This window comes from uncultured Thiodictyon sp. (genome assembly GCA_903837595.1).
GTDB lineage: Bacteria > Pseudomonadota > Gammaproteobacteria > Chromatiales > Chromatiaceae > Thiodictyon.
Genome location: CAILVI010000521.1, coordinates 25,366 through 48,051, shown reverse-complemented (window position 1 = coordinate 48,051; position 22,686 = coordinate 25,366). Strand labels below are relative to the sequence as shown.

Sequence of the window (22,686 nt, the reverse complement as noted above, 5' to 3'; positions counted from 1 at the left end):
GCTCGGCGTCTAGGGCCTGATCCAGCAAGGCGGGATCGCAGCCGGTCGGGCGATCATGTCCCGCGACAGGATGCCGTCAGCCAGACTCCGAGCCGCCAGGACCAGCGGCAGCAGGTCCGAGGGCAGGCCAGTTTCGGAGTTCGACCCGACACCTGCCGGTTGAGCAGCCAGCCAGGCAATCAGGGTGCTCTTGCCGCTGCCCGGACCGCCGAGCAGCAACAAGCGCTCGGACGCGGCAAGCACCTTGGCAATGGGCCGGCGCTGCCCGAGACTCGGACTGAGCCGAATCTCGCCGTCCTTGCCCGTTTCCAGGATGGGATCGGCGACGTGCAGCGGGACGAAGACGGCTTGCAGTTCCTGGGTAACGCGATGGGAGGTCTGGACTCCCCGCAGTTCGATGCGGCCATAGCGCTCCCCCAACTGGCGCCGATAGTCCGTTTCCAGCGCCGCGAGGATGGCGGCCGGATCACCGGACTCCCGGGCAACCACCAAGTCGCGCTCTTGGGCACAGCGAATCTCAAAACGCAGCACGGGCTCGAAGCCATCATCGTATCCGGTCTGCGCCCAGTCCCGCGTGAGCCGCTCCAGGTCGGCGGCAACCGCCGCGGGGACCTCAGCCGAACCCCGGGTGGCCAGGGCGGTCGCGAGCCGGTCCCGCGCCCGCGCGCGGCGGTTCTCGATGATCACCGCGGGAATGGCGGGGTCCGCAGGCGCGGCGCCGCGGATGGCCTCGAAGACGGGCGCAACGGTCGCGTCATCCAGGCGCGCCTTCAGTTGATCGAAGACGGCGCGTGGCGATTCGTCCCTCGTGGAGCGCAAGACCGCAGACATTGCAGAGACCCCCGATCCCGGCCCTATCGGACCAGGTGTGTGTACCGACTGAGATGTTCGCCGCGAGACGAGCAGTTCCAAGGGGAACATGCCGCATCCCGTGGGCATGATCTTAAGCGAATCGCTGCCGCCTTGCGATGGACTGACGGACATCGGGACGCCCCCTGCCCGGTCGAAATCCCGCACGCCGCACTTGCGCGTTTCCGCAATGCAGAGTATCTTCTTTCTCAATGCTTGTGCCTGCCCTTACTCTCTGTGGTGCTGGCCGGCATCGACAGGATCGGCCGCGGCCCGATCGCAGGCGAGGCGGGCGGCGGACATCCCGGTAAGACAATCAACAATAAGACGAGGGGGAAGACACGATGATCATCGAGCAACTGAGCAAGCAGGCCGTGGCGCAGACGCTGGCGAGCAGCGTCGTCACCGGGCACTTCGACTTGGAGGGTGTTGGTCTGGTGGTGCTTCAGGACGGACGCATTCTGCGCAGCGAGGCGAACCATCAATGCACGGTGCGGGGGTCAGCTCAAGCACCCTTGACGCTCTATCAGCTCGCGCAGTCCAGTGCGGTCGGCTACCGGCTCCGGGATCGGGGTCTGATCCCCCGGGCAGCACGCGCCTATGCTTGATCGGCAGCCGATGAAGATCGCCTTGAACGGCGCCCGTCGCGAGGTCATCCGGGATTGCGGGGCTCGTCCGGTCCCCGGCGTAGCCACTTGATCAGGAACTCAAGTGCTGCGCCCAGGTTGGCCGCGGCCTGCGGCGATAAACTCGCGCCCAATTCGAAGACATAGCCACGGATGGCGAGCAGTCGGCAGTCCGGCAGTGGGCCGCCGATCGCCTCCTGGTAGACCCGCAACAGGCCGCCGGGGCTCAATGCGTGGGTGGTGATGCTGAGCGCGGGCTCCGGGATCACGGGGCCGAAGGAGAAGGGTTCAGGACCGCTGAGGGCGGCGTCCACAAACACCACCGATTCCCGTCCCTGAAGGTCCAGGCAGTGCTCGATCTGGAGTTGGAAGTCATCGAATGCATCGAACGCCTGGCAAAGTCCAGGCATGGGAATGGGCAGCGCGGACAGGCGTTCGATGAGCGTTGGACCGAGTGCGTCATCTCCGCGGGAGGCGTTACCGCAGGCGAGGATGAGTGTCCGAGACACAGAGCCGGACACTTGGGTCATCCTGGTTTTCCCATTTGCTCACCCCAATAGCCGAGAAAAAACGCAGCCCTCGCGGCGCAGAGCGCCTGACACATGCGTGACACCGCTGGAGCGGTGTCACGAGAGCGAGGTGTCACGAGAACGAGCGCTGGGGCTAAACCCAACCGCTGAATCATCAGTCAGCGGTCGTCGCGGACGGCCGCTCTACCGTTCCATCCGGATGGCGACATAGGCGGTCGATGCGCTTGCCTTCGGCATCGCAGAGTTCAAGGTCCAGCGGCATGCGCCCCATGGCATGGGTGGCGCAAGAAAGGCAGGGGTCATAGGCGCGGATCGCCACCTCGATCTGGTTCAGGAGCGGTTCAGTGAGTTCCCGTCCATCCAGGAACTCGCCGGCCACCTGGCGGATGGCTGTATTCATGGCCTGGTTGTTGTTGGTGGTGGAGACGATGAGGTTGGCGCGTGTCACCAGACCGTCGCCATTGATCTCGTAGTGGTGGAACAGGGTGCCGCGAGGGGCCTCGATCACGCCGATGCCCTTTTCCCGCATCTCACCCTTCAGGCGCAGTTCCGTACCCTGCAGGTCAGAGTCCAGCAGCAGCTCGCGGATGGCCTCCGCACAATGCAGCAGCTCGATGAGACGCGCCCAGTGGGTGGCCAGGGCCGCCTGCAGCGGCCGACCCTCGCCGGCGGCGGCGAAGTCCTGGCGCTCCTGCTCGGCGAGCGGGGTGTGGAAGCTGTCGCAATTGTTGACGCGTGCCAGCGGCCCCACCCGATACCAGCCGAGCTCCGGCCCCAGTTGGGTGAGAAAGGGGAACTTCATATAGCTCCAGTCCTTGATCTCCTCGTGGATCACCCGTTCATAGTCCTGGTAGTCCTGGTGATCCAGCAGGGTCTTGCCGTCCGGGCCGCGGACGCGCAGGCCGCCATGATAGAGTTCGTGTGACCCGTCGGGGGCGATCAGACCCAGGGTATTGGCGTCCACCGCGCCGAAGCGGTAATGGAAGTCCGAGTTGGCGAGAAAGATCCGCTTGATCAGCTGAACCGCCCCTTCCGCCCAGTCGACGACCTGGTCGATGTCTTTCTGGAGCTCATCGCGCTCGGCCAGGCTCACATGCTTATTGACCCCGCCCGGCAGTGCCCCGGTGCCGTGGACCCGCTTACCGGCCGTGATGCGGATCACCTCCTGGCCGAACTTGCGCAGCAGCACGCCTTGCGTGGCGATCTGCGGATGGTCCTGGATCACCCCGACGATGTTGCGGTGGGCGACGGGATCGTCGAAGCCGAACAGCAGGTCCGGGGAGGCCAGATGAAAAAAGTGCAAGGCATGGGATTGCAGGGTCTGGCCCAGGTGCATCAGGCGTCGGACCTTCTCCGCGGTCGGGGTGAGTTGGTCCACGCCGATGAGCTGATCGCACGCCTTGGCCGCCGCCAAGTGATGGCTCACGGGGCAGATGCCGCACAGGCGCTGCACCAGCACCGGCAGCTCCCAATAGGGTCGGCCCTGGATGAACTTCTCGAAGCCCCGGAACTCGACGACGTGCAGCCGCGCCTGCCGGATATGGTTGTCTTCATCCAGGAGCAGCGTGACCTTGCCGTGCCCTTCCACGCGGGTCAGCGGCTCGATACAGACGCGCTTGAGGGTTTCCGGGTGACGGGCGGTTTCGAGTGACGTGATCATGGCGGACTCCCCCGGCTAGTCATAGTGAATCTGCGTATATGGGAACGCGATCGGCTGACCCGCGAGCAGCTCGGTCAGGAAGGTCCAGAGGGTGTCCGCTGAGGGCGGACAGCCGGGGATGAAATAATCGACCTTGACGACCTCATGGATGGGGTGGACGCGATTGAGCAGGAGCGGGATCTCCGGGTCTTTGGGGATGCCGGGATTATGAATACCGACCCCACTCACATAGGACTCGTCGAGGCACGCCTTGAGGCTGAACTGATTGCGCATGGTGGGGACACCGCCATTGACCGCACAGGCGCCAACCGCCACCAGCAGCTTGCAGTGGTGGCGGAACTCACGCAGGACCTCCACGTTCTCGGCATTGGCGACCCCGCCCTCGATCAGCCCCAAGTCGCACTCCCCGATGGTCTTGATGTCGGTCAGCGGGGTGCGGTCGAAGCTCACCAGCTCCACCAGTTGCAGGATTCGCTCGTCGATGTCGAGCAAAGACATATGGCAGCCGAAACAGCCGCAGAGTGAAGCGGTGGCAACGCGGACTTTCTCTGGCATCTCAATCCACCTCGTCTTCGTGCGCGCGCAGGTCACCGACCGTGCTGATGGGCTCCCGGTCATACAGGCGCTCGCCGATGGGGCGCTCGAAGCCCTTGTGCTTGGGCAGGATGGCACCGGTCGGGCAGACATGGGCGGCGCGATCGGTGACGGCGAAGCAGGAGTCGCCCAACAGCCCGCTCTCTGAGTCGATCACCAGATGACTCGCGAGCCCCCGCCCGCTGATGGCGAACACACGCTTGCCGTCATGGTCGCGGCTGGCGCGCACGCACAGCTCGCACAGGATGCAGCGGCCGAAGTCGATGATGAAGTCCGGGTGCGAGGCATCCACCGGACGGCGCGGAAAGAAGGGCGGATAGTGTGGCGCGAGCATCCCGGTGTAATAGGCGACCGCCTGGAGTTGGCAGTTACCGCTGCGCTCGCAGACCGGACAGATGTGGTTGCCCTCCGCAAACAGCATCTGCAGCACGGCGCGGCGGTTGTCCTGGACGGCCTCGGAGTTGTTGTCCACCTCCATGCCCTCGGTCACCGGCGTAGTGCAGGCCGAGACTTGGCGGCGTCCCACCCCGACCAGGCAGACCCGGCAACTGCCGTGGGGTGCATAGTCCGGGTTGTGGCACAGGTGCGGAATATAGACCCCGGCGGCCTGGGCCGCGGCCATGATCGTCTGACCGGGGACAAAGGGAAGCTCGCGGCCGTCGAGTGTGAAGCTGTGACTCATACCGCGGCCTCCGGTGGCTGGGGCGGGGTGTCGGGGATATGGGCACGGGCATCGTCACGCCCGGCGATGGCCCGCGCCTGCGCGAGCGCCCCATCCAGGTCGAAGGATGGGGTGTACTCGGCGCTGCGCAGACGCCGTCGGTAGATGTCCGGGAACTTGTCCAGGGTGTTCAGGATATGGTTGGGCGCGGAGCTGCCCAGACCGCAATAGGTCGCCCGGCGCATCACGGCGCCGATCTGGCGCAGCTCTCCCAGGTCATGTTCGGACGCCTGGCCAGCGGCGACCTTCTCCACCAGGTTGTGCAACAGTGAGCCGCCCACCCGGCAGGGGGTGCAGAAGCCGCACGACTCGTGGGCAAAGAAGGCGGCGAAGTTCTGCACCATGTCGAACATATCCCGACTCTGATCAAAGATCATGAAGGAGCCGGCGGTGGACAGGTCCTCGAAGGCGATGATGCGGTCGAAGTCCGCCGGGGTCAGGGTGGTCCCGGAGGCGCCGGAGATCTGCAACGCCTGGGTACGCTCGGCACCGCAGTCGGTCAGCACCCGATGCACCGGGGTGCCGAAGGGGTACTCGTAGATCCCGGGGCGGGCACAGTCGCCGCTCACCGAGAGGATCTTGCTCCCGGCGGATTGGTCGGTCCCCTCACCCCGGAACCAGTAACCGCCCCACTGCACGATACGGGCGGCGGCGAGGAAGGTCTCGACGTTGTTGACCACGGTGGGGCGATCCTTGTAGCCGGCAATCACCGGGTAAGGCGCGCGCTTGCGGGTGACGCCGCGCCGCCCCTCCAGCGACTCGATCAGCGCCGTCTCCTCCCCGCAGATATAGGCCCCGGCCCCCAGGTGGACGGCGACCTCAAAGTCGAAGCCGGCCTTGCCCAGGATGGACTCGCCCAGGAGCCCCTCGGCGCGGCGCCGCGCCAGCACCGACTCCAGGTGCGGCAGCAGATAGGCATACTCACCGCGCAGATAGATGAAGCCACGCCGCGCACCGACCACCGCGGCGCAGATGGTCATGCCCTCCAGCACCAAATCCGCATAGCTGGTCAGCAGGACACGGTCCTTGAAGGTCCCGGGCTCGCCTTCGTCCGCGTTGCACACGACATAGCGATCACCCTCCGGGGCCTCCCGGCAGAATTTCCACTTTAGCGCCGTGGTGAAACCGGCGCCCCCGCGCCCGCGCAGCCCCGAACGATCCAGATCGGCGAGCGCCGGCTCGACACCGAGGTCAACCAGCTTGCGCAGACCGGCCCCGTCGGTGACCGGATTACTCAGCAGCAACCCGCGGCGGCGCAGATTGTCCTCCACCCGAAAATACTCGCCCGGCCAGTGGTCCAGTGCGACGCCCTGCCCCACCAGGTCGGCGATGCGGTCCACCCGCTGGGGGGTGAGCGCGGTCACCGCGCGGCCGTTGATCAGGAGCGCCGGCCCCTGATCGCACATGCCGGTACAGGAGGTCAGCCCCAGGGTCACACGTCCGTCGGCCCGGGTCTCGTCAGGCCCCATCCCCAGCTGCTCCGCAAGCAGGGCCAGCAGGCGCTGGTTGCCGAGCATCCGGTCGGTGATGTTGTCACTGAAGAGGATGTCGAAGTCGCCGCGGGGGCGATCGTGCAGAAAGGCGTAGAAGGCGATGGCCGCCCGCACCTGGGTGCGGGTCACGTCCAACTGCGCGGCCAGCGACTCGACGGCGGCGGGCGGCACCCACCCGAAACGGTGCTGGACCCCGATCAGGTGCTGAAGCAGGTGCTCCGGTGCCCGGCCGCGCCGCCCCAGGGACTCGGTCACAAAGCCCTGGATCTCTGGGACGGAAGGTCCACCCATCGTTGCCTCCAACGGTTGAGAACACGGTCGTGACCCCAGATTATAGGCTTCGCCAGCCGGTCCAGGCCCTGCCCCGGGTGACAAACGCATCAATTCAAAGGGGCGGGAAGAGCGACGCCCGGCTTCACATAATCTTTTTTCTCAACGACCCTTGACAGTCGGTCTCTGGTGATCTACTTTACATAACGCAGGTGCTCAACCGAGGCCTGCGGGGTCAGCGGTTCGTAAGAACGCGCCAATCCATATTGCTCAACTGAGGATATGACCATGACGACCATCGACTTTTCCCCCTTGCTCCGGTCCATGATCGGGTTTGATCGGCTCTCCAATGCCTTGGAGACGGCCTACCGCACCGAGCCCGGTGGCTACCCGCCCTACAACGTGGAGGTGAGCGGTGAGAATGACTACCGCATCACCATGGCGGTTGCGGGCTTTGCGGAGAAGGACCTGTCCATTGAGGCCAAGGAGAACATCCTGACCGTCTCGGGCAACCGTAGCGACGACGAGGAGCAGCAGGACACGCGCTTCCTCTATCGGGGCATCGCCAACCGCAGCTTCGAACGCAAGTTCCAGCTCGCGGACTATGTGCGGGTGGTGGAGGCCCATCTGGAAAACGGCCTGCTGCATGTGCAACTGCGGCGCGAGATCCCCGAGGCCATGAAGCCCCGCAAGATCGAGATCCGCGGCGGCCAGACCCAGGGGCGGCTGGTTGAGCCCACCGAGGTCAAGGCGGCGGCCTGATCGCAGGCTGATCGGACCTAAGGACGGGTAGAACAGAGGCCGGGCACCCGCCCGGCCTTTTTGCGTCTGCCGGATGCCGGCGGTTGGGGCCGACGCCGTTTCTGGTTATGATCAAGCATCAGGCCGAGCCACCCCGCCGCAGGGCTGCTCGTGACACCGCTGCGGCGGTGTCACGCATGTGTCAGGCGCTCCGCGCCGGGAGGGCCAGTGGCCGGAACGCGATGATTGCGGGCGCACCGGCGTTGTTCCACCGGTACCTTGTTGATTGCACAGACCGCGAGCTTCCCCCGACCATGAACTGGCAGACCCTCTCCACCAACTCACCCTACAAGACGGCCGTCGCCATCCAAGAGGCATTGCAGCAAGGCCGCATCGCCGAGGCTGGCAGCGGCCTTGAGGAGTTGATCGACGCCTTGTCCAAGTCGGAGAAACGCGCACTGAAGAGCCAGCTGGTCCGTCTGATGCTGCACATCATTAGGTGGCACAGCCAACCGGAGCGCCGATCACTCAGCTGGGTCGCCAGCATCGAAGATGCCCGGGACGAGATCGGCGATATCCGCGAAGAGACCCCGAGCCTGAATGCACAGGTGATCGACGACCTCTGGACCAAGGCGTTCGTGATCGCCAAGCGCAATGCCGAAGCGGAAATAGGCAAGCGGTCGTCCGTCGAGGGCCTCACCTGGCAGGATGTGTTCGAGACCGTCTATGCGCTGGATCGCCAGTAGCCGGAACGGGGCCGCGATCACGCTTCCGGCCAGGCTAGACTCTCCGCTCTCGTAACACCGCTTCGCGGTGTTACGCCTGTGCCAGGCGCTCTGCGCCGGGAGCGCCGGTGGCCGGAACGACGAGCAAGGCAGCATTGCCTTAAACGGGCTGAGACACCAGATTGCGCCCTTGATGATTGCGGAGTCTCTAGCCAATGAAGCGCCCAACCCACTACGCCCCCCGCTACCTGGCCGCGATCCTGGCGACGGCCCTGGCGGTAACGACCCTGCCCATCCGGGCCGCCAGCCTCCCCGCCACGGCGGACGGTCAGCCTCTGCCGAGCCTGGCACCCATGCTGGAGCAGGTGATGCCCGCGGTGGTCAACGTCTCCACCGTCACCCATATCGACGCGGCCGATAACCCGCTGCTGCGCGACCCCTTCTTTCGCCACTTCTTCAACATCCCGGAGCGCCAGGAGCGGGAAAGCAACAGCCTGGGCTCGGGTGTGCTCGTGGACGCGCGGCGCGGGCTGGTCCTCACCAACCACCATGTGATCGCCAAGGCGGACGCGATCCGGGTGACCCTGGGCGACGGCCGGACCCTGAAGGCCGACTTGGTGGGTGCCGACCAGGCAACCGACGTGGCGGTGTTGCGCATACCAGCCGAGGGGCTCAGCGCCCTCACCTTCGCGGACTCCGACCGGCTCAAGGTGGGGGACTTCGTGGTCGCGATCGGCAACCCCTTCGGACTCAGCCGGACCGTCACCTCCGGCATCGTCAGCGGGCTCGGCCGCACCGGCCTGGGGATCGAGGGATACGAGAACTTCATCCAGACCGATGCCTCCATCAACCCGGGCAACTCGGGCGGGCCACTGGTGAACCTGCGCGGTGAACTGGTCGGCATCAACACCGCCATCCTGGCCCCCGGCGGCGGCAACATCGGCATCGGCTTCGCCATCCCGGTCAATATGGCGCGGGCAATCATGGATCAGATCATGGATCACGGCGCAGTGCGGCGCGGTGAGTTCGGGGTGGAGCTGCAGGACCTGACGCCCAACCTGGTCGCGGCCCTGAAGATCGACACCCGACAGGGCGCCCTGGTCTCCGCGGTGGACCCACAGTCCCCGGCGGCGGCGGCCGGGTTGCGCGAGGGCGACGTGATCCTGCGCCTGGACGGCCGCCCGATAGCCAATAGTGCGGACGTGCGCAACCGCTTCGGGCTGCTGCGGGTCGGCGCCCGGGTGGAACTCGCCATCCTGCGCGACAGCAAGCCGATGACCCTGACGGGCGAGATCGGCGACCCCTACCGGGACTTCGTGCGCGGCGACAAGTTCTCCCCCAACTTGGCCGGCGCCCTCCTCGGCGACCAGCAGGGACGTGCCGGTGCGGTCGCGGTGGGACCGGTCACCCAGGACAGCCCGGCCTGGCAATCAGGGCTGCGCGAGGGCGACCTGATCCTTGAGGTGAATGGGGTGCGGATCGGCGGGGTGCGGGATCTCACGCAGCTCCTGCGCCGGTCGCGGGGGCTCTTGAGCCTTCAGATACAGCGGGGGGATCGGTTGATATTGCTGGCGCGGCAGTGAAGAGGACGGTTCTCACGCCAAGACACGAAGACGCCAAGAAAGAAGACACACCATCGCCGCCCATAGAAGGCGGCAGACCTGCCACCCACGCACCAACTGCAACTTTGACGGAAACTTCTTTACTGACAGATTGTTACAGCGACTTCATGGCAAACACTTAGCCGTTGACTGTGTGCAAAATACGCGTTTGGCACAGGTTGTCGCGGCGCGAACCTGTTCAAACGAAGAATTTTACCGCGAATGTTGACCAGCCCAGGCGATTCGCATACTATTAGTAGCATGCAACTATCGAACGCTAGCGACTTCCGTGCGCGAGACAGTCTCTTGGTAGGTGACTGCCGAGAACTGCTAAAGACTCTGCCTGAGTCTTCAATCGCTGCCTGTATTACCGATCCACCCTACAACTATGAGTTCATTGGTCACAAGTGGGACCATGCTGAGATCCAACGCAGGTTGGACCGGATCAGATCGTCCAATACGCTTGTGAAGAATATCCCCTACGGGAGCGGCCTCGCAGGAGGAGTCCGCAACGCCCGTTGGTACGCGAAAAACCGTAAGAACATTCTCGACTACCAAGAGTGGTGCTATAGCTGGGGTGCAGAGGTTTTTCGCGTCTGCAAGCCTGGCGCCATTGTGGCCGTCTTTAACAGTAGCCGAACGATGGCTCATGTTCAAGTTGCCCTTGAAAGAGCTGGCTTCTATGCCCGAGACTGCATCGTATATCGTCGATCAAGCGGTATTCCAAAAGGACTAAATGTCGCCGCCAAATTAGAGAAGCTCGGCGACCCTAATGCAGAGATATGGGAAGGATGGCATAGCTGCCTAAGAAGCGAATGGGAAGCGATCGTTGTTGTGCAGAAGCCCCTTGAGAATAACTATATCGAAACTCTACAGAAATACGACGTTGGCTTATTCCACGCAGCAAACGAAGACGGCAGCTTCCAAAGTAACATTCTGGAAGGTTTACCCCGGGAAACGGCAGAAAATTACAACATTCACTGTACCGTGAAGCCACTCACTCTGATGATCAAGCTCGTAGAGATGATGGTGCCCCGGTCACCAGGCAACGTGGTCCTTGATCCATTCGCGGGTTCCGGCACAACGCTTGTTGCCGCTAAACAGCTAGGTCTTGCTTACCTCGGAATAGAAATCAATTGCGAATACGCCGCAATTGCCAGACAACGCCTCGGGCTCGAGCAGATGGGCACTACCGGACGACAGGAAACGCTCCTGCACGCCGCCGGAGCAATTCATTGACGTCAACCCCGGTCAACTCCCGGAGGTAATCAAACGTGTACTGGCCAGTTGTCACAGTCCAACCACCTGCGCTACAGGCAGTTATTGCGGCATTCAAATTGTCCTCACGAACAATCAGGAGCACTGGTTCATACCCCTTTGATCGAAGCAGCGGCCCGTACGCCTTGAATTTCTTCAATGTTCCCGAATCACCAGAACCTATCCGGTATTTGGTATCAATAGCCAAGCCACCAACCGTCAGGTCACAAGGTTCATCAGCCCCGATTCGGAGAGCATGTCCAAAATCATTCCGAGCGTGCCTACAGACATCTACCACGAGCCGTTGCCAGCACATGCCAAGCTCACGTCCCCAATACTGCCGATTCTCGCGTTTCAGCAGGGGAGTAATCCCAAACACATCCATCAAAACGTCGTGTTCGTCATTCTCATCGCTGTAGACCTTCTCAGAAAAGGCGCCCCTATAGCTTTGGAGAATCGTATCAAGTGCCCAGTTTAGTTTATTGAGATCGGCTGACATCGTGGATACTGACACAATCTGACAAAGGGACTCCAAGAGCATCAGCAATACGCTGCGCATTAAGGAGCGTGATGTTTCGTTCGCCGCGTTCAACAGCGCCTATATAGGTTCGGTGGAGACCTGAGCGGTACGCAAGCTCCTCCTGCGAGTAGCCGAGCTGAGCACGCAACTCCCGAATATGGCGAGCAAATGTTTCGGTAATGTTCACAGCGATAAACTTTACCGATGTGACGACTATAAGTCGACCTACTATAAGTAGCATGATGCCTAACTTTTCGCTCAGCCGGGAGGCGACAGCAGAAAAGGCGTCAGCACCCTTTTCTAGCTAAAGGAGCTAAAGGGGAGCTAAAGGGGCCAGGCTCAATTGAATTGACGAAAAAGACCATCAAGACATGACAGAATTTGAGTGGGGAAACCGGAGACAGACAACGATATTCGCTCCGGTAAAGCGGCCACGCTGGAGTTAATCTCAGCCTAGCCATCTTGTACTGCATTCGAGCCCTTTTCGCCCAGACTGGCAGTTGAACCTGTTTGCCTGCGCAGCGGTCCGTAAGTTGGGGTGAGGAAGTAACCGCAGCCCTTAAGCAAACCTCAGGGCAGTCAAATGCAGAGCCCCGCTCAATGAAAATAGCCGGAGCCATAGCTGACATTCAAGTCATCGCCGAGGGCCACGGCATTCGGGAGCTTAGTCTCTTGAGGCAAGATTACGGCGATGGCAACTGGAAGAAAAAGGAAAGGCATAGCGATGGTTGAAATTGATCCCGGGCATTTTGTCAAAGCCGAGGTCCACTGGTACGAGGCGCACGGCATAGGCAAGGTCAAACTCAAGGTGAAAAGATGGCTATGAAATTTGTCGTTTGCCTCGAAAAGCAAGACCTGGGAGATTTCTCCAACGATGATGTGACGGTGGGGCGACTTTACGAGCTTATAGACGAAGATGCCGGCAACGGCATGGTCCGGCTTATTGATGAGTCAGGCGAAGATTATCTTTATCCATCATCTTGGTTCGAGCCGATCGCCTTACGAGACTCGATCGCCCTTCGCCTTCATGATGCGCTCACAAGAGTTGCTGCTTGAGGCTCACGAAAACACGCTCAATGTCTCCTGCAGAGAGAGGAAGCCAAACAAGATTCGGATCATTAGCGCGAGACTCGCTTCGCAAGCCGAGAAAATGCAATATGAGCCAAGATACTGAATCTTCGGAACTGAGACCCGAATATGATTTTTCGGGGGGCGTCCGCGGCAAACACTATCAAGCGTATAGTGAAGGCACGAACGTCATTCTGCTGCACTCTGACATCGCTTCCGTGCTTCGCGATTCCGCGTCGGTAAACAGAGCATTGCGGTTACTGCTGGAACTCGCAAATAAGGAGGCCGGGAAAGAACAGCGGCCAAGCTCAACTTAAGGCTCCCTCCTGCTCGATTAGCGTGACCATAAATATGAGCGGGAATGAAAAGAGCCGGTTTGCCGTTTGCGGTCTTGATCATCGTTCCAGCCGCTGCCGAAGCCTTCCGCACTGGAGGTCGAGGCTTTAGCCGGACCAGGGTTGCGTGCGCTTTGATCGTCACTCCGGCCAACGGCGTCGGGGCGAAACCGGGGACGCGAAACCGGGGACAGACAACGATATTCTCTGGTCAGCATGCGCGGCGGACTGGTAGGGGTCAACACCGCGATCCAGCCCCCGGCAGAGGCAACATCGGCATCGAGAAAAGGGATCATAGCCGAATGGCACTGACTTAAGCCGCAAACATCGAAGAAACAAGCGGTTGCGATGCGGCGAAGCGAGCGAAGAATCATTGCGGACCGGGCAGGAGACAGGAAACACCGCTGAAAATGCCGCTTGCACTCAAGTGACTGCCTGCTGACGTGGCTGTAAGCCCATGATATATAAAGGCCACAGCTTAAGTCAGTGCCATTCGGATCATAGCCCTTTTCTGGATAACAGGTACTAACCAGTAAAGGCATTCGATGACAATTCTCAAGTATCGATATTGGCAAGATGAAAGCATGTGGCTTGGGTATCTAGAAGAATACCCGGATTACATGACACAGGGCGAAACGCTAGAGGATCTCCAGGAAAACCTGAGAGATATTTTCGAGGATATGACTAGCGGCGCCATTCCGTCTGTCCGCCGTGTCGGAGAGCTCGAGGTCGCATGAAAAGGCGCGAACTCATCGCCAGGCTGCAATAACTGGGCTGCGTCTTGATACGCCACGGCGGCAGGCACGATTGGTATCAGAATCCGAAGACCGGCGAATCTCAGCCCGTACCGCGGCATGTCGAAATAAACGAGCATCTGGCAACGAACATTCTTAAGAAATTGAGCTGACAGAAAACCGGAACAGGGGTCAACTCCAAATGGCACTTACTCTAGCGGATAACCTAGATAAGGCCTTGATCATCGTTCCGGCCGCCGTAGGGCGCCCAGCAGGGCGACGGCTCAGCCTCGCGCAAGCCTGGGCGCCCTGAAGGGCGACCTACACCTGCCCGTGGCCGGAACGACGACCAAGGCCACTTCCGCGGCCCTTCACTTTGCCCTCTTCGCTGAAGAAGTGGCTATGACATTCGTTGGCTGCCTCGAAAGGCAAGACCTGGGAGATTTTTCCAACGATGATGTTACGGTGGGGTGACTTTACGAGCTTATGGTAAAGGGACCCGGCTCGAGTTAATTTCTGGTTAAGGCTCCAGGCCCGGGGTAATTCCAGCCTTGCCGCCCCGAAGTGTATTCGATCTTGGCCCCTTGTGCTTCCGGGGGCGCCGCACCCCAGTGCGGAGAAACCTCGCGAGTCATCGCAGCGTTGCGGTTTACTGCGAGGCCGGGCCGCACTGGGGTGCGGCGCCCCCAGAGTCGCGGCGCCTTTCGCCGCATGGATCAGTGGCCGTAACGATGATCGCGGCCATCCGTGGCGCACGAGCGCCCCAGACCGGCTTAACACCCCGCGGCAGTGTTACGAGATGAGCGATCGAGACACCCTCAGCCCGCCATGGCCCGTTGTAGATCGGCCTTGGCATCGTCGCCGGTCAGACGCAGGTCATAGCGCTCCTGCAGGACCTTAAAGACATTCGGCGTGATAAAGGCCGGCGGGTTGGGACCCAGGGTAATGCCTCTGATCCCTAAATGCAGCAGGGTCAGGAACACCGCCACCGCCTTCTGTTCGAACCAACTGATGACGAGCGTCAGCGGCAGGTCGTTAACGCCGCAATTGAAGGCCTTGGCCAGCGCCGAGGCCACCGCAATCGCTCCATAGGCATCGTTGCACTGCCCCATGTCCATGAGCCGCGGCAGCCCCAAGTGCTCGCCATAGTCGTGGTCGCGGATGCGGAACTTGCCGCAGCCCAAGGTCAGGATAAATGAATCCGGCGGGGTCGCCTGGGCATAGTCGGTGAAATAGTTGCGTCCCTTCTCGGCCCCGTCGCAGCCGCCAATGACGAAGAAGCGGCTGATCTTGCCGGCCTTGACGGCATCGACGATCGTCGCCGCCGCATCCAGCAGCACGGTGCGGTGGAAGCCGATGGTCGACTCGCCGCTGATGTGTTCCTCGCAGGGCGGGCCGGCCAGGGCGGCGGCGATGACCACGGAGAAATCCCCGTCTACCAGGCGCTGGCCGCCCGGTACCGCGGTGACGCGGGTGGTGAAGAGCCGGCCGCTATAGCTCTGCGGCGGGATCAGCACACAGTTGGTGGTGGCGAGCACCGGCCCGGGGAAGGCCGCGAACTCGCGCTTCTGGTCCTGCCAGGCGCCGCCGTAATGACCCGCCAGGTTGGGGTGCCCGCCGAGCTTGGGATACATATGGCCGGGGAGCATCTCGCCATGGGTGTAGACCTTGACCGCGGTCCCTTCCACCTGTTTCAGCAGGTCCCAGAGGTCCAACAGGTCATGGCCGGTGACCAGGATGCCGGGGCCAGCCTGGGTGCCCTCCTTCACCTTGATCGGGGCGGGCTTACCGAAGGCCTCAATATGACCCTCGTCAAGCAGTTCCATGACGCGCAGATTCATCTCGCCGCACTTCAGGCACAGCTCCAGCATGGTGGCGAGATCGAAGTTCACATTGGTCATGGTCGCGAACAGGGCCTCCTCGATGAAGGCGGAGACCGCCTCATCGTGCTTGCCCAGGCGGCGTGCGTGATTGGCATAGGCCGCCATGCCCTTGAGCCCATAGAGGAGGGTCTCCTGTAGCGACTGGACGTCCTCGTCCTTCCCGCAGGTGCCGGGTGAGTTGACGCAGGCGATCTGCCGAAAGGTCTGTTCGCATTGGTTGCAGTGCATAGGAGGCTCTTTTCTTGGCTCGCAGTGGCGCCGACAATGGGCGCCGGGACTCAGTGGGGAAGGCGGACAGTATCGCGGGGGGCAGGCCGGGGGGCCTTGACTCAGATCAAGCCGGCTGGGGGCGCCGTCTGGTAGGGGTGAAATTGATCATATTGAGGCCACCGGCCCTTGCGGCAACCCGTCGCGGCCGGGGGGCCGCTCCTACGGGGATGGCGCAGGCCCAAGGGCAGCCCGCCTGGCCTGAAGTTCGCCAAGACGCGCCCGCTCGGCCAGGATGGTGTCATTGAAGTTATTGGTGACGGCGATGATCTGCTGGTTCAGACCCGCCGCCCAGGACGCCGGCGTATCGTTCGGTGTGGCGCCCTGGGCAAGCTGAGCATTCAGCGCCGAGACCCGCACGTCCCGCTCGGTCTGCAGATTGGCGATGCGGGTCTCCAGGCTCAGGATCTCGGTGTCGAGCAGTGCGGCCTCGGCCACCACCCCGGTCTGACGTTCCAAGGCGGCGGCCGACTTCTCCGCCTGTTGGACCTGGCCCGCGCTGGGCCTGGAATAGTCCAGTTCCAGCGTCCGCTGCCGCGCCGAACCGGGTTCGAGCACCGGGTCGCCGCCGGGGTCGGTACAGGGCGTGCCGGAGAAAATCACCTTCCCGCCCTGGTGGCACTCGTAGACCTGCACCTCGCCCTCCCCCGCCGCCAGAGGCAGACCAAGGGTCGCCGCCAAGGCGCCCAGGCCGAGCGCGAACAGTCGTGGGCTCATCATCGCAACGTGCATCTTGGCATCCTCAATCAACTCATCGGTCGCAGGTCCGCGCAGCGGACCCTACGGGTTCACCCATTCGTGTTCATCCGCGGACTGATCTCCTTCATCCGCCTCCCCGTGCGCCTCCACCGCGGTGCGCAGGAACCGGAAGAGCTTGCGCGGCGCCTCCGGCCGACCGCGCTCGGTGTCGCGCTTGGCGGCGCGGATCAGGGTCCGCAGTTGCTGGCGGTCGGTCTGCGGATACTCATCCAGGAACTCGCTCAGTGCCTCGTTACCCTCGCCGATCAGGCGTTCGCGCCAGCGCTCCAGCCCATGGTGATGGGCGGCGTCCGCCCGCTCGCGTTCGGCGGCCTGGTCCATGAGTGCGTGGACGGCGTGCATGTCCTCGCGCTCCAGCAAGTTGGCGATGCGCTTGTAGTGCCGGCCGCGGGCGCGGATATCCTTGATCCGGGTAGTCTCCTCGATCGCCGCCCAGGTCACGTCACTTAAGCGCAAGCGCTCCAGCTGCACGCGAGGCATCGCAGTCAGGCGCTCGGCCAGGGCCTGGAGCGCGAGGTGCTCGCGCTTGAACTGGCTCTTGCTCGGGCCAAGCGGCGGCTCCGGCTCCGCGTCCACCTCGTCGTCTGCGTCCGGATAGTCGCCGTAGTCCTCCACGGCGTACGGGTCGAAATCGTCGGAGTCGTCCTCGTCCCAGGGGGTCGGCTGCTCCAGGTCGTCGTCTAGGTGGTCGATTGCAGGTGCTCCAAGATCAGTTGCGGGGTGCGTTCACCCCGGTATTCATTGACATCCAGCCGGTAGGCGAGCCGCACGCAGCCGCTCGCAAGCGCCAGGCGCTCGCCCAAGCCAAAACCGATGGCATCCAGCATGGGGCCACGCTCGGGTTTGAGCCGTAGCTTCAGGTGCCGCTCCTTCAACACCCGCGCCTGGATGACCTCGAACTCGCCGTCGAACAGCGGCTCCGGGAAGCCCTTACCCCAGGGACCGCCCAGGCGCAGGACCTCGGCGGTCTCCAGGTTCAGCAGCCGCGCGGGCAACTCACCGTCGGAGCGCAGCTCGCGCACCGCGGGGGCATCGCCCAGCTGTTCACGCACCGCCTCGCGGAAGGCCAGCCGGAAATCGACCAGGGACTCGGGCCGCAGCGTCAGCCCCGCCGCCATGGCGTGACCGCCGAAGCGCTCGATGAGCCCGGGCCGCCGCCGGTCCACCAGGTCGATGGCATCACGGATGTTGAAGCCGTCCACCGAGCGGGCCGAGCCGCGCAGGAACCCATCGTCGGCATCCGCAAAGGCGATGACCGGCCGATGATAACGCTCGCGGATGCGCGCGGCGACAATCCCAGACACCCCCTGGTGCCAGCCCTTGCCGTAGAGACAGAGCCCCGGCGGGAGGTCGTCGCCACGTGAGGTGATCCGCTCCACCAGGGTCTCGGCCTGCTCGCGCATGGTCACCTCGATCTCGCGGCGCTCGCGGTTGAGCCCATCGAGCTGGCTCGCGAGATCCAGTGCCGTGGCCGGCTCATCGCACAGCAGGCACTCGACCCCCAACGTCATCTCGGTGAGCCGCCCGGCGGCATTGAGCCGGGGCCCAACCTGGAACCCCAGATCGGTGGCCGTCACCCGGGTCGGGTCGCGCCCCGCCACCTGAAGCAGCGCACGGATGCCCGGTCGGCAGCGCCCGGCGCGGATGCGCCGCAGCCCCTGCTCCACCAGGATACGGTTGTTGTGGTCGAGCGTCACCACGTCCGCCACCGTACCCAGGGCCACCAGGTCCAGGAACTCCGCCAGGTTGGGCTCGGGCCGCGCGGCGCTGAACCAACCCTCGGCACGCAGTTGAGCACGCAGTGCCACCAGGCAATAGAAGACCACGCCGACCCCCGCCAGGTGCTTGCTCGGGAAGGCGCAGCCGGGCTGGTTGGGATTGACGATGGCCGCCGCCGCGGGGAGGCTGTCTCCCGCCTGGTGGTGGTCGGTGATCAGCACCGGGATGCCCAGCGCATTGGCGCGCTCCACCCCGGCGATGCCGGCGATGCCGTTGTCCACGGTCATCAGCAAGCCGGGCTTGAGCGCCGCCGCCGCGTCCACCACCGCCGGACTCAGGCCGTAGCCGAAGGCGAAGCGGCTCGGCACCAGATAAGAGACCGAGGTGGCGCCCAGCGCGCGCAGCCCGAGCACCGCCAGCGCGCTGCCGGTGGCGCCGTCCGCGTCGTAGTCACCGATCACCAGGATCACATCCCCGGCGCGCACCGCCGCGGCGAGCAGGGCCACCGCCTGGTCCAGCCCGGCCAGTGACTGATAGGGGGCGAGGCCCGCCAATCCCAGGTCGGACTCAGACTCCATCTGGCCGCGACAGGCATAGAGCCGCCGCAGCAGTTCCCCCGCGTTGGCAGGCGGCGGCTGCGCCGGATCGGCGGGGGTGCGGCGGATTTCGGTTGGGGTCACTGGGTGGGCCTGGATACTGGAACTGGGGCGAGTGGGAGGCACGGCCGGGCATTGAGCAGCGCCGCGAAGGCGGGGCACGGGGCGCCCGGCGCTTCACGATAGCCGACATCCTACCTGGATTCGCCGCCCGGCTGGAATCCGGCTGGCCGGATCCGAGCCAGGAAACGGTCTGCAAGGTGCGTTCCCGCAATGCCAGCGACGCGAAGACCCCCCGCCCCTGCAATCAAGTGTGGGAGCGGCTCGCCGATTTGGGCTCCGGTGACGCGGTCTTTGTTGGGGGTCCCCGGCAATCACGACCTCTACCGCCCGAATCCGCGCGAGGACAACGCCGCCATCGACACCCTGCTGGAACCGGACGGTTTCCAGCACATCACGGCCAAGTTCTGGGACAACCCGGCCGGCGCCTATCGCCGGGTGATCAAAGACGCCTTCGCGGCCTACGAGGAGTGGTGGGACCCTGCCCCCCGCACATCCTGGACGGGCTGACGGCCGGCACCCTGCCCGGCGACTTCGCGGCGACCATCAAGCGCGCCGGCCGATCCATCGGCCTCATGAGACTCAACACCGCATTCCTCCAGCTCGGCGGCGGCGACTACCATGGGCGCCTGGTGTGAGACACCCGCCAAGTGCACGCCCTGTACCCGGACGGCATCGACACCTCTCTCAAATTACTGCGGCATAGCCGGTTTCCTCGGCGCTGCATCGCGGCCACAGGCCGCTCCCACAGGAGTTTGCATCTTCCGGGGCGCGGCTACTCTCACTTGGACAGCCGTCAGTCGGGCTCCAGCTCCAGCTTGTCGTAAACCTCCGCCAAGGTCAGGGTGCAGTCGATGCTAGCCAGCGTAGTGACATAGGCCGCCTCAGGATTCGGGAATGGGGCGATGACAGGCCGGCGATCACACCGCCGGCTAGCGCAGGCCAGCGTGCAGCACACGCAGGATGATGATCCGGTTGCCGGCAATCGTATAGGGGGCAAGACAGGGCGTGCCGATGATGACCAGCTCGCGGGTATCGGAGACGCGGCCGGGACGACCAACCTCGGGGTCGGCCGCCAGCCTATCGGTCGCCTGGAGAATGCACTGTGCCATTTGCGCGGCGGCCTCCGGGTGATCGGCAGCGATGAACGAGCGGATCTGCCGCAGGTCTGCACGGGCCTCACGATGCCACTGGAGCTTCATGTCGGCGGCTCGAGCTCCTGCGAGCTGCCCCAACTGTTCAGCCAGGCAGCGAGCGGCGCGTGGTCCATGAGTCCGGCATCACCGCGCGCCACTTCATCAGCGGCCCCCTGGATGGCGGCGACCTGCCAAGCCTCAGTCTCGGCGTATTGTTCGATTGCCTGGGTCATCAGCACGGCGCGCGGACGCCCGGTCGCCTGCGCGATCACCCCCAGTCGGTCAAGTGTCGCCTGCTCCAGCCGCACGGATACGGTCTCTGTGGACATCGCAGAACCTCATGTGTTGTCGCCTGTCGGTAAAGGATTAGTTAAGCACGCGGAGGGCCACAGTGCCAAGGGACGCGGTTACGATCGGGCGGTTCCTTGGGGTTGATCTGGTGGAAAATTGGGCCAGCCGCCCCATCTCCGCCGAAGTGGCGGCCAATCCAGCAACCGGAGTCACCCCGATGCCCGTCTACGAGTGCTACTGCCCCGACTGCCACACCATCTTCAGTTTTTCTCGCGTCCCATCGACGCGGAGGCGATCCGCCGCATGGAGGCCGGGGAAGACCCCGAAGAGATCGACGCGGAACTGGGGGACGCGCTGACCGCGGAGGACCCGCTCGCCGGTCTGACCGCCGGCCAGGGCGGCTACGAGGCCCTGCGCACGCTGCGTCGCGAACTGTTGCCGGCCACCCGCGACGACCACTGGTATCCACTGCGCGGGGCGACAGACACTTAAAGTGTAGACGATGGGCCGGCTGTGCGGGCGCCGCGACCCCCATGTTACACTCACCCGCAATCCTTAAACCCGAACCTTAGCGCGACAGGACATGGCAACTCAGAAGACCTACCTCGTGATCTCCGCCCTGGGCGAGGACCACCCCGGCATCGTCAACCTACTCTCCAAGGCCATCCTGGAGCAGGGCTGCAGCATCGAAGACAGCCGTATGACCGTGCTCGGCGGGGAGTTCGCCGCCATGCTTTTGATCGAGGGCAAGTGGAACACCCTGGCCAAGATCGAGAATGCCATCCCCGAGCTGCAGCGCCAGCTCAACATGACGATCATCAGCAAACGCACCGGTGAGCGTGCCACCGGCCGCAACCTGCTCCCCTACGCGGTGGACGTGGTCTCTATGGACCACCCGGGCATTGTCAACAACCTGGCGGGATTCTTCGCCGACCGCGCGATCAACATCGAAGACATGGCGACCAGCACCTATGCCGCCGCCCATACCGGCACCCCCATGTTCGCCGTACATATCACCGTCGGCATCCCCTCCGACATGCACATCGCCGGGCTGCGCGAGGAGTTCATGGACTACTGCGACGGGCTCAACCTGGACGCGGTACTGGAGCCACTAAAGGGCTAACGGCCATGGCGCCCGGACCACCCAGAAAGATGAAAGTGGCGGGCGCCTTAGCCGTTCCCCCACCCCGCCCTCCCCCAATAGGAAAGGGGGACTTGGAGCGGGCTCCCGGCGCGACTTTTACGGGAAAGAAAGTACGTTGATTGAAGCGATAGCCAGAGGATAAACCTATGCCCACCCAGCTCGGCGAAGCCGTTGCGGCCCTCGAACTCAAGGCCACCGGCGATCGGACCATTAAGCTCTCCGATTATCGCGGCAAGCACTTGGTGCTCTATTTCTATCCCAAGGCCAGCACCCCCGGCTGCACCCAGGAAGGACAGGACTTCCGGGATGCGGCCGACGCCTTCACCGCCGCCGACACCGTCATCCTCGGCGCCTCACGGGATGGGCGCAAGGCGCAGGAAAACTTCAAGGCCAAGCAGGGCTTCCCCTTCGACCTGATCGCCGATACCGACGAGGCACTGTGTCAGGCCTTCGCCGTCATCAAGCTGAAGAAGATGTATGGCAAGGAGAGCCTGGGCGTGGAGCGCAGTACCTTCCTGATCGATGCCGCCGGCGTACTGCGCCAGGAGTGGCGGGGCGTCAAGGTGAAGGGACATGTGGAAGAAGTGCTCGCCGCGGCGCGTGCCCTTTAAAGCGCGTCGGGAAGCACCAAGGTGTATTGGAGTGTGAGCGATCGGCGCTGCCCGACCAATAACCATTGAACGCAACCTGCACATTGGGAGCCATGATCATGCGCCGTTTATTATTGGTCCTTGCACTCTTGAGCGGCTCAACGGTCAGCGGCGCCGCCAGTAACGGCAGGCCGGTCATTATCGGTCCAGAGCCAGACCTGGATGCCTGCCTCAGCATGGGGGAAGTCACTGGGCTTGATCCCAACGGCGATGGCTTTCTGGCGGTGCGGTCCGGCCCCGGCTCGGACTATCCATTGCTTGAGAAGCTATACGAGGGGCAATCCGTTTTCATTTGTGACACCACCGCGGGCGACAAATGGTACGGCATTGTTTACTCGCGCAGAAATGACGCGGATTGCGGTGTCGGCAGCCCCCTGGCTCACCCTCAACCATACCGGGGACCCTGCAAGTCAGGCTGGGTGAGTGCTCGCTGGGTTAAGGTGACTGCGGGGTGACC

General features: G+C 63.5%; 27 protein-coding genes. 13 read left to right on the top strand and 14 right to left on the bottom strand.

The features are described 5' to 3' along the window. Positions 1–9 precede the first annotated feature (9 nt). Positions 10–831, bottom strand: coding sequence for a hypothetical protein (locus tag QZY44_RS31710; RefSeq protein WP_295457007.1), 822 nt, complete (start codon positions 829–831; stop codon positions 10–12). Between the two features lie 362 nt (positions 832–1,193). Between QZY44_RS31710 and QZY44_RS31705 the strand changes: the two genes are divergently transcribed. Next, a complete protein-coding gene (locus QZY44_RS31705) occupies positions 1,194–1,457 on the top strand; it encodes a hypothetical protein (protein ID WP_295457005.1) in 264 nt (87 codons plus the stop codon). 44 nt (positions 1,458–1,501) lie between these two features. Here QZY44_RS31705 and QZY44_RS31700 read toward each other — a convergent pair whose 3' ends face one another. The 5 genes from QZY44_RS31700 to QZY44_RS31680 form a co-directional block, all read right to left on the bottom strand. Beyond that, complete coding sequence (locus QZY44_RS31700; RefSeq protein WP_295457002.1) at positions 1,502–1,984, bottom strand: hydrogenase maturation protease; 483 nt, start codon at positions 1,982–1,984, stop codon at positions 1,502–1,504. Between the two features lie 175 nt (positions 1,985–2,159). Next, positions 2,160–3,665 carry a Ni/Fe hydrogenase subunit alpha gene (locus tag QZY44_RS31695; protein ID WP_295457000.1) on the bottom strand — a complete coding sequence of 502 codons (1,506 nt, stop codon included), beginning with the start codon at positions 3,663–3,665 and terminating at the stop codon, positions 2,160–2,162. Positions 3,666–3,680: 15 nt separating this feature from the next. Continuing rightward, entirely contained in the window at positions 3,681–4,220 is a 540-nt protein-coding gene (locus tag QZY44_RS31690) for an NADP oxidoreductase (protein ID WP_295456998.1), read from the bottom strand. Position 4,221: 1 nt separating this feature from the next. Further along, on the bottom strand, positions 4,222–4,941 hold the full coding sequence (locus QZY44_RS31685; RefSeq protein WP_295456996.1) for a 2Fe-2S iron-sulfur cluster-binding protein: 720 nt from the start codon (positions 4,939–4,941) through the stop codon (positions 4,222–4,224). After that, positions 4,938–6,764: an NAD(P)H-dependent oxidoreductase subunit E gene (locus QZY44_RS31680; RefSeq protein WP_295456995.1), complete on the bottom strand. Its 1,827-nt coding sequence runs from the start codon at positions 6,762–6,764 to the stop codon at positions 4,938–4,940. The genes QZY44_RS31685 and QZY44_RS31680 overlap by 4 nt, the downstream gene beginning before the upstream one ends. Before the next feature lie 267 nt (positions 6,765–7,031). Between QZY44_RS31680 and QZY44_RS31675 the strand changes: the two genes are divergently transcribed. The 4 genes from QZY44_RS31675 to QZY44_RS31660 all read left to right on the top strand — a co-directional run bounded on the left by QZY44_RS31675 (position 7,032) and on the right by QZY44_RS31660 (position 11,049). Next, on the top strand, positions 7,032–7,505 hold the full coding sequence (locus QZY44_RS31675; RefSeq protein ID WP_295456993.1) for an Hsp20 family protein: 474 nt from the start codon (positions 7,032–7,034) through the stop codon (positions 7,503–7,505). Between the two features lie 293 nt (positions 7,506–7,798). Next, positions 7,799–8,230, top strand: a complete 432-nt coding sequence (locus QZY44_RS31670; protein ID WP_295456991.1) for a DUF29 family protein — start codon at positions 7,799–7,801, stop codon at positions 8,228–8,230. 194 nt (positions 8,231–8,424) lie between these two features. After that, positions 8,425–9,792 carry a DegQ family serine endoprotease gene (locus QZY44_RS31665; RefSeq protein WP_295456990.1) on the top strand — a complete coding sequence of 456 codons (1,368 nt, stop codon included), beginning with the start codon at positions 8,425–8,427 and terminating at the stop codon, positions 9,790–9,792. A 240-nt stretch (positions 9,793–10,032) separates the two neighbouring features. Next, complete coding sequence (locus tag QZY44_RS31660) at positions 10,033–11,049, top strand: site-specific DNA-methyltransferase (RefSeq protein ID WP_365305697.1); 1,017 nt, start codon at positions 10,033–10,035, stop codon at positions 11,047–11,049. On the opposite strand, the gene QZY44_RS31655 is transcribed toward QZY44_RS31660, so the two are convergent. After that, positions 11,000–11,566 (bottom strand): hypothetical protein, encoded by a 567-nt coding sequence (locus QZY44_RS31655; RefSeq protein ID WP_295456987.1) that lies wholly within the window; start codon positions 11,564–11,566, stop codon positions 11,000–11,002. The two genes, QZY44_RS31660 and QZY44_RS31655, sit on opposite strands and share 50 nt — an antisense overlap. Next, positions 11,547–11,828, bottom strand: coding sequence for a helix-turn-helix transcriptional regulator (locus QZY44_RS31650; protein WP_295456986.1), 282 nt, complete (start codon positions 11,826–11,828; stop codon positions 11,547–11,549). The genes QZY44_RS31655 and QZY44_RS31650 overlap by 20 nt, the downstream gene beginning before the upstream one ends. A gap of 575 nt (positions 11,829–12,403) precedes the next feature. Between QZY44_RS31650 and QZY44_RS31645 the strand changes: the two genes are divergently transcribed. Both QZY44_RS31645 and QZY44_RS31640 read left to right on the top strand, forming a co-directional pair. Then, on the top strand, positions 12,404–12,643 hold the full coding sequence (locus tag QZY44_RS31645; protein ID WP_295456984.1) for a hypothetical protein: 240 nt from the start codon (positions 12,404–12,406) through the stop codon (positions 12,641–12,643). A 1,128-nt stretch (positions 12,644–13,771) separates the two neighbouring features. Further along, a complete protein-coding gene (locus tag QZY44_RS31640) occupies positions 13,772–13,897 on the top strand; it encodes an addiction module toxin, HicA family (protein WP_295456982.1) in 126 nt (41 codons plus the stop codon). 645 nt (positions 13,898–14,542) lie between these two features. Here QZY44_RS31640 and hcp read toward each other — a convergent pair. From hcp to recJ, 4 genes are all read right to left on the bottom strand, one after another. Beyond that, positions 14,543–15,835 carry a hydroxylamine reductase gene (gene hcp, locus QZY44_RS31635; RefSeq protein ID WP_295456980.1) on the bottom strand — a complete coding sequence of 431 codons (1,293 nt, stop codon included), beginning with the start codon at positions 15,833–15,835 and terminating at the stop codon, positions 14,543–14,545. A 201-nt stretch (positions 15,836–16,036) separates the two neighbouring features. Further along, complete coding sequence (locus QZY44_RS31630; protein ID WP_295456978.1) at positions 16,037–16,606, bottom strand: hypothetical protein; 570 nt, start codon at positions 16,604–16,606, stop codon at positions 16,037–16,039. A 48-nt stretch (positions 16,607–16,654) separates the two neighbouring features. Beyond that, the gene (yjgA, locus tag QZY44_RS31625; RefSeq protein WP_295456976.1) at positions 16,655–17,248 is read right to left on the bottom strand and encodes a ribosome biogenesis factor YjgA; all 594 of its coding nucleotides are present in this window, start codon (positions 17,246–17,248) and stop codon (positions 16,655–16,657) included. A gap of 65 nt (positions 17,249–17,313) precedes the next feature. Then, positions 17,314–19,032: a single-stranded-DNA-specific exonuclease RecJ gene (gene recJ / locus QZY44_RS31620; protein WP_295456973.1), complete on the bottom strand. Its 1,719-nt coding sequence runs from the start codon at positions 19,030–19,032 to the stop codon at positions 17,314–17,316. 270 nt (positions 19,033–19,302) lie between these two features. Between recJ and QZY44_RS31615 the strand changes: the two genes are divergently transcribed. Both QZY44_RS31615 and QZY44_RS31610 read left to right on the top strand, forming a co-directional pair. Next, a complete protein-coding gene (locus QZY44_RS31615; RefSeq protein WP_295456971.1) occupies positions 19,303–19,518 on the top strand; it encodes a hypothetical protein in 216 nt (71 codons plus the stop codon). Next, positions 19,482–19,646, top strand: a complete 165-nt coding sequence (locus QZY44_RS31610; RefSeq protein ID WP_295456969.1) for a hypothetical protein — start codon at positions 19,482–19,484, stop codon at positions 19,644–19,646. Before QZY44_RS31615 ends, QZY44_RS31610 begins: the two co-directional genes overlap by 37 nt. Positions 19,647–19,940: 294 nt before the next feature. Here the strand turns inward: QZY44_RS31610 and QZY44_RS31605 are convergent, their stop codons facing one another. Together QZY44_RS31605 and QZY44_RS31600 are read right to left on the bottom strand one after the other, a co-directional pair. Continuing rightward, positions 19,941–20,210, bottom strand: coding sequence for a type II toxin-antitoxin system RelE/ParE family toxin (locus QZY44_RS31605; RefSeq protein ID WP_295456967.1), 270 nt, complete (start codon positions 20,208–20,210; stop codon positions 19,941–19,943). Next, complete coding sequence (locus tag QZY44_RS31600; protein ID WP_295456964.1) at positions 20,207–20,473, bottom strand: ribbon-helix-helix protein, CopG family; 267 nt, start codon at positions 20,471–20,473, stop codon at positions 20,207–20,209. Before QZY44_RS31600 ends, QZY44_RS31605 begins: the two co-directional genes overlap by 4 nt. Positions 20,474–20,666: 193 nt before the next feature. On the opposite strand from QZY44_RS31600, the gene QZY44_RS31595 reads away from it, so the two are divergent. The 4 genes from QZY44_RS31595 (at position 20,667) to QZY44_RS36045 (ending at position 22,684) form a co-directional block, all read left to right on the top strand. Beyond that, positions 20,667–20,927 (top strand): hypothetical protein, encoded by a 261-nt coding sequence (locus tag QZY44_RS31595; protein WP_295456962.1) that lies wholly within the window; start codon positions 20,667–20,669, stop codon positions 20,925–20,927. A 91-nt stretch (positions 20,928–21,018) separates the two neighbouring features. Continuing rightward, positions 21,019–21,558 (top strand): glycine cleavage system protein R, encoded by a 540-nt coding sequence (locus QZY44_RS31590; RefSeq protein WP_295456960.1) that lies wholly within the window; start codon positions 21,019–21,021, stop codon positions 21,556–21,558. 167 nt (positions 21,559–21,725) lie between these two features. Then, the gene (locus QZY44_RS31585) at positions 21,726–22,190 is read left to right on the top strand and encodes a peroxiredoxin (RefSeq protein ID WP_295456958.1); all 465 of its coding nucleotides are present in this window, start codon (positions 21,726–21,728) and stop codon (positions 22,188–22,190) included. Positions 22,191–22,282: 92 nt separating this feature from the next. Beyond that, positions 22,283–22,684 (top strand): SH3 domain-containing protein, encoded by a 402-nt coding sequence (locus QZY44_RS36045; RefSeq protein WP_365305691.1) that lies wholly within the window; start codon positions 22,283–22,285, stop codon positions 22,682–22,684. The last annotated feature ends 2 nt before the right edge of the window (positions 22,685–22,686 follow it).

Coding starts and splice junctions, on each gene's coding strand:
- QZY44_RS31710 (WP_295457007.1), bottom strand. CDS start 831: ATGTCTGCGGTCTTGCGCTCCACGAGGGACGAATCGCCACGCGCCGTC.
- QZY44_RS31705 (WP_295457005.1), top strand. CDS start 1,194: ATGATCATCGAGCAACTGAGCAAGCAGGCCGTGGCGCAGACGCTGGCG.
- QZY44_RS31695 (WP_295457000.1), bottom strand. CDS start 3,665: ATGATCACGTCACTCGAAACCGCCCGTCACCCGGAAACCCTCAAGCGC.
- QZY44_RS31690 (WP_295456998.1), bottom strand. CDS start 4,220: ATGCCAGAGAAAGTCCGCGTTGCCACCGCTTCACTCTGCGGCTGTTTC.
- QZY44_RS31685 (WP_295456996.1), bottom strand. CDS start 4,941: ATGAGTCACAGCTTCACACTCGACGGCCGCGAGCTTCCCTTTGTCCCC.
- QZY44_RS31680 (WP_295456995.1), bottom strand. CDS start 6,764: ATGGGTGGACCTTCCGTCCCAGAGATCCAGGGCTTTGTGACCGAGTCC.
- QZY44_RS31675 (WP_295456993.1), top strand. CDS start 7,032: ATGACGACCATCGACTTTTCCCCCTTGCTCCGGTCCATGATCGGGTTT.
- QZY44_RS31670 (WP_295456991.1), top strand. CDS start 7,799: ATGAACTGGCAGACCCTCTCCACCAACTCACCCTACAAGACGGCCGTC.
- QZY44_RS31665 (WP_295456990.1), top strand. CDS start 8,425: ATGAAGCGCCCAACCCACTACGCCCCCCGCTACCTGGCCGCGATCCTG.
- QZY44_RS31660 (WP_365305697.1), top strand. CDS start 10,033: ATGTTGACCAGCCCAGGCGATTCGCATACTATTAGTAGCATGCAACTA.
- QZY44_RS31655 (WP_295456987.1), bottom strand. CDS start 11,566: ATGTCAGCCGATCTCAATAAACTAAACTGGGCACTTGATACGATTCTC.
- QZY44_RS31650 (WP_295456986.1), bottom strand. CDS start 11,828: ATGCTACTTATAGTAGGTCGACTTATAGTCGTCACATCGGTAAAGTTT.
- QZY44_RS31645 (WP_295456984.1), top strand. CDS start 12,404: ATGGCTATGAAATTTGTCGTTTGCCTCGAAAAGCAAGACCTGGGAGAT.
- hcp (WP_295456980.1), bottom strand. CDS start 15,835: ATGCACTGCAACCAATGCGAACAGACCTTTCGGCAGATCGCCTGCGTC.
- QZY44_RS31630 (WP_295456978.1), bottom strand. CDS start 16,606: ATGCACGTTGCGATGATGAGCCCACGACTGTTCGCGCTCGGCCTGGGC.
- QZY44_RS31605 (WP_295456967.1), bottom strand. CDS start 20,210: ATGAAGCTCCAGTGGCATCGTGAGGCCCGTGCAGACCTGCGGCAGATC.
- QZY44_RS31600 (WP_295456964.1), bottom strand. CDS start 20,473: ATGTCCACAGAGACCGTATCCGTGCGGCTGGAGCAGGCGACACTTGAC.
- QZY44_RS31590 (WP_295456960.1), top strand. CDS start 21,019: ATGGCAACTCAGAAGACCTACCTCGTGATCTCCGCCCTGGGCGAGGAC.
- QZY44_RS31585 (WP_295456958.1), top strand. CDS start 21,726: ATGCCCACCCAGCTCGGCGAAGCCGTTGCGGCCCTCGAACTCAAGGCC.
- QZY44_RS36045 (WP_365305691.1), top strand. CDS start 22,283: ATGATCATGCGCCGTTTATTATTGGTCCTTGCACTCTTGAGCGGCTCA.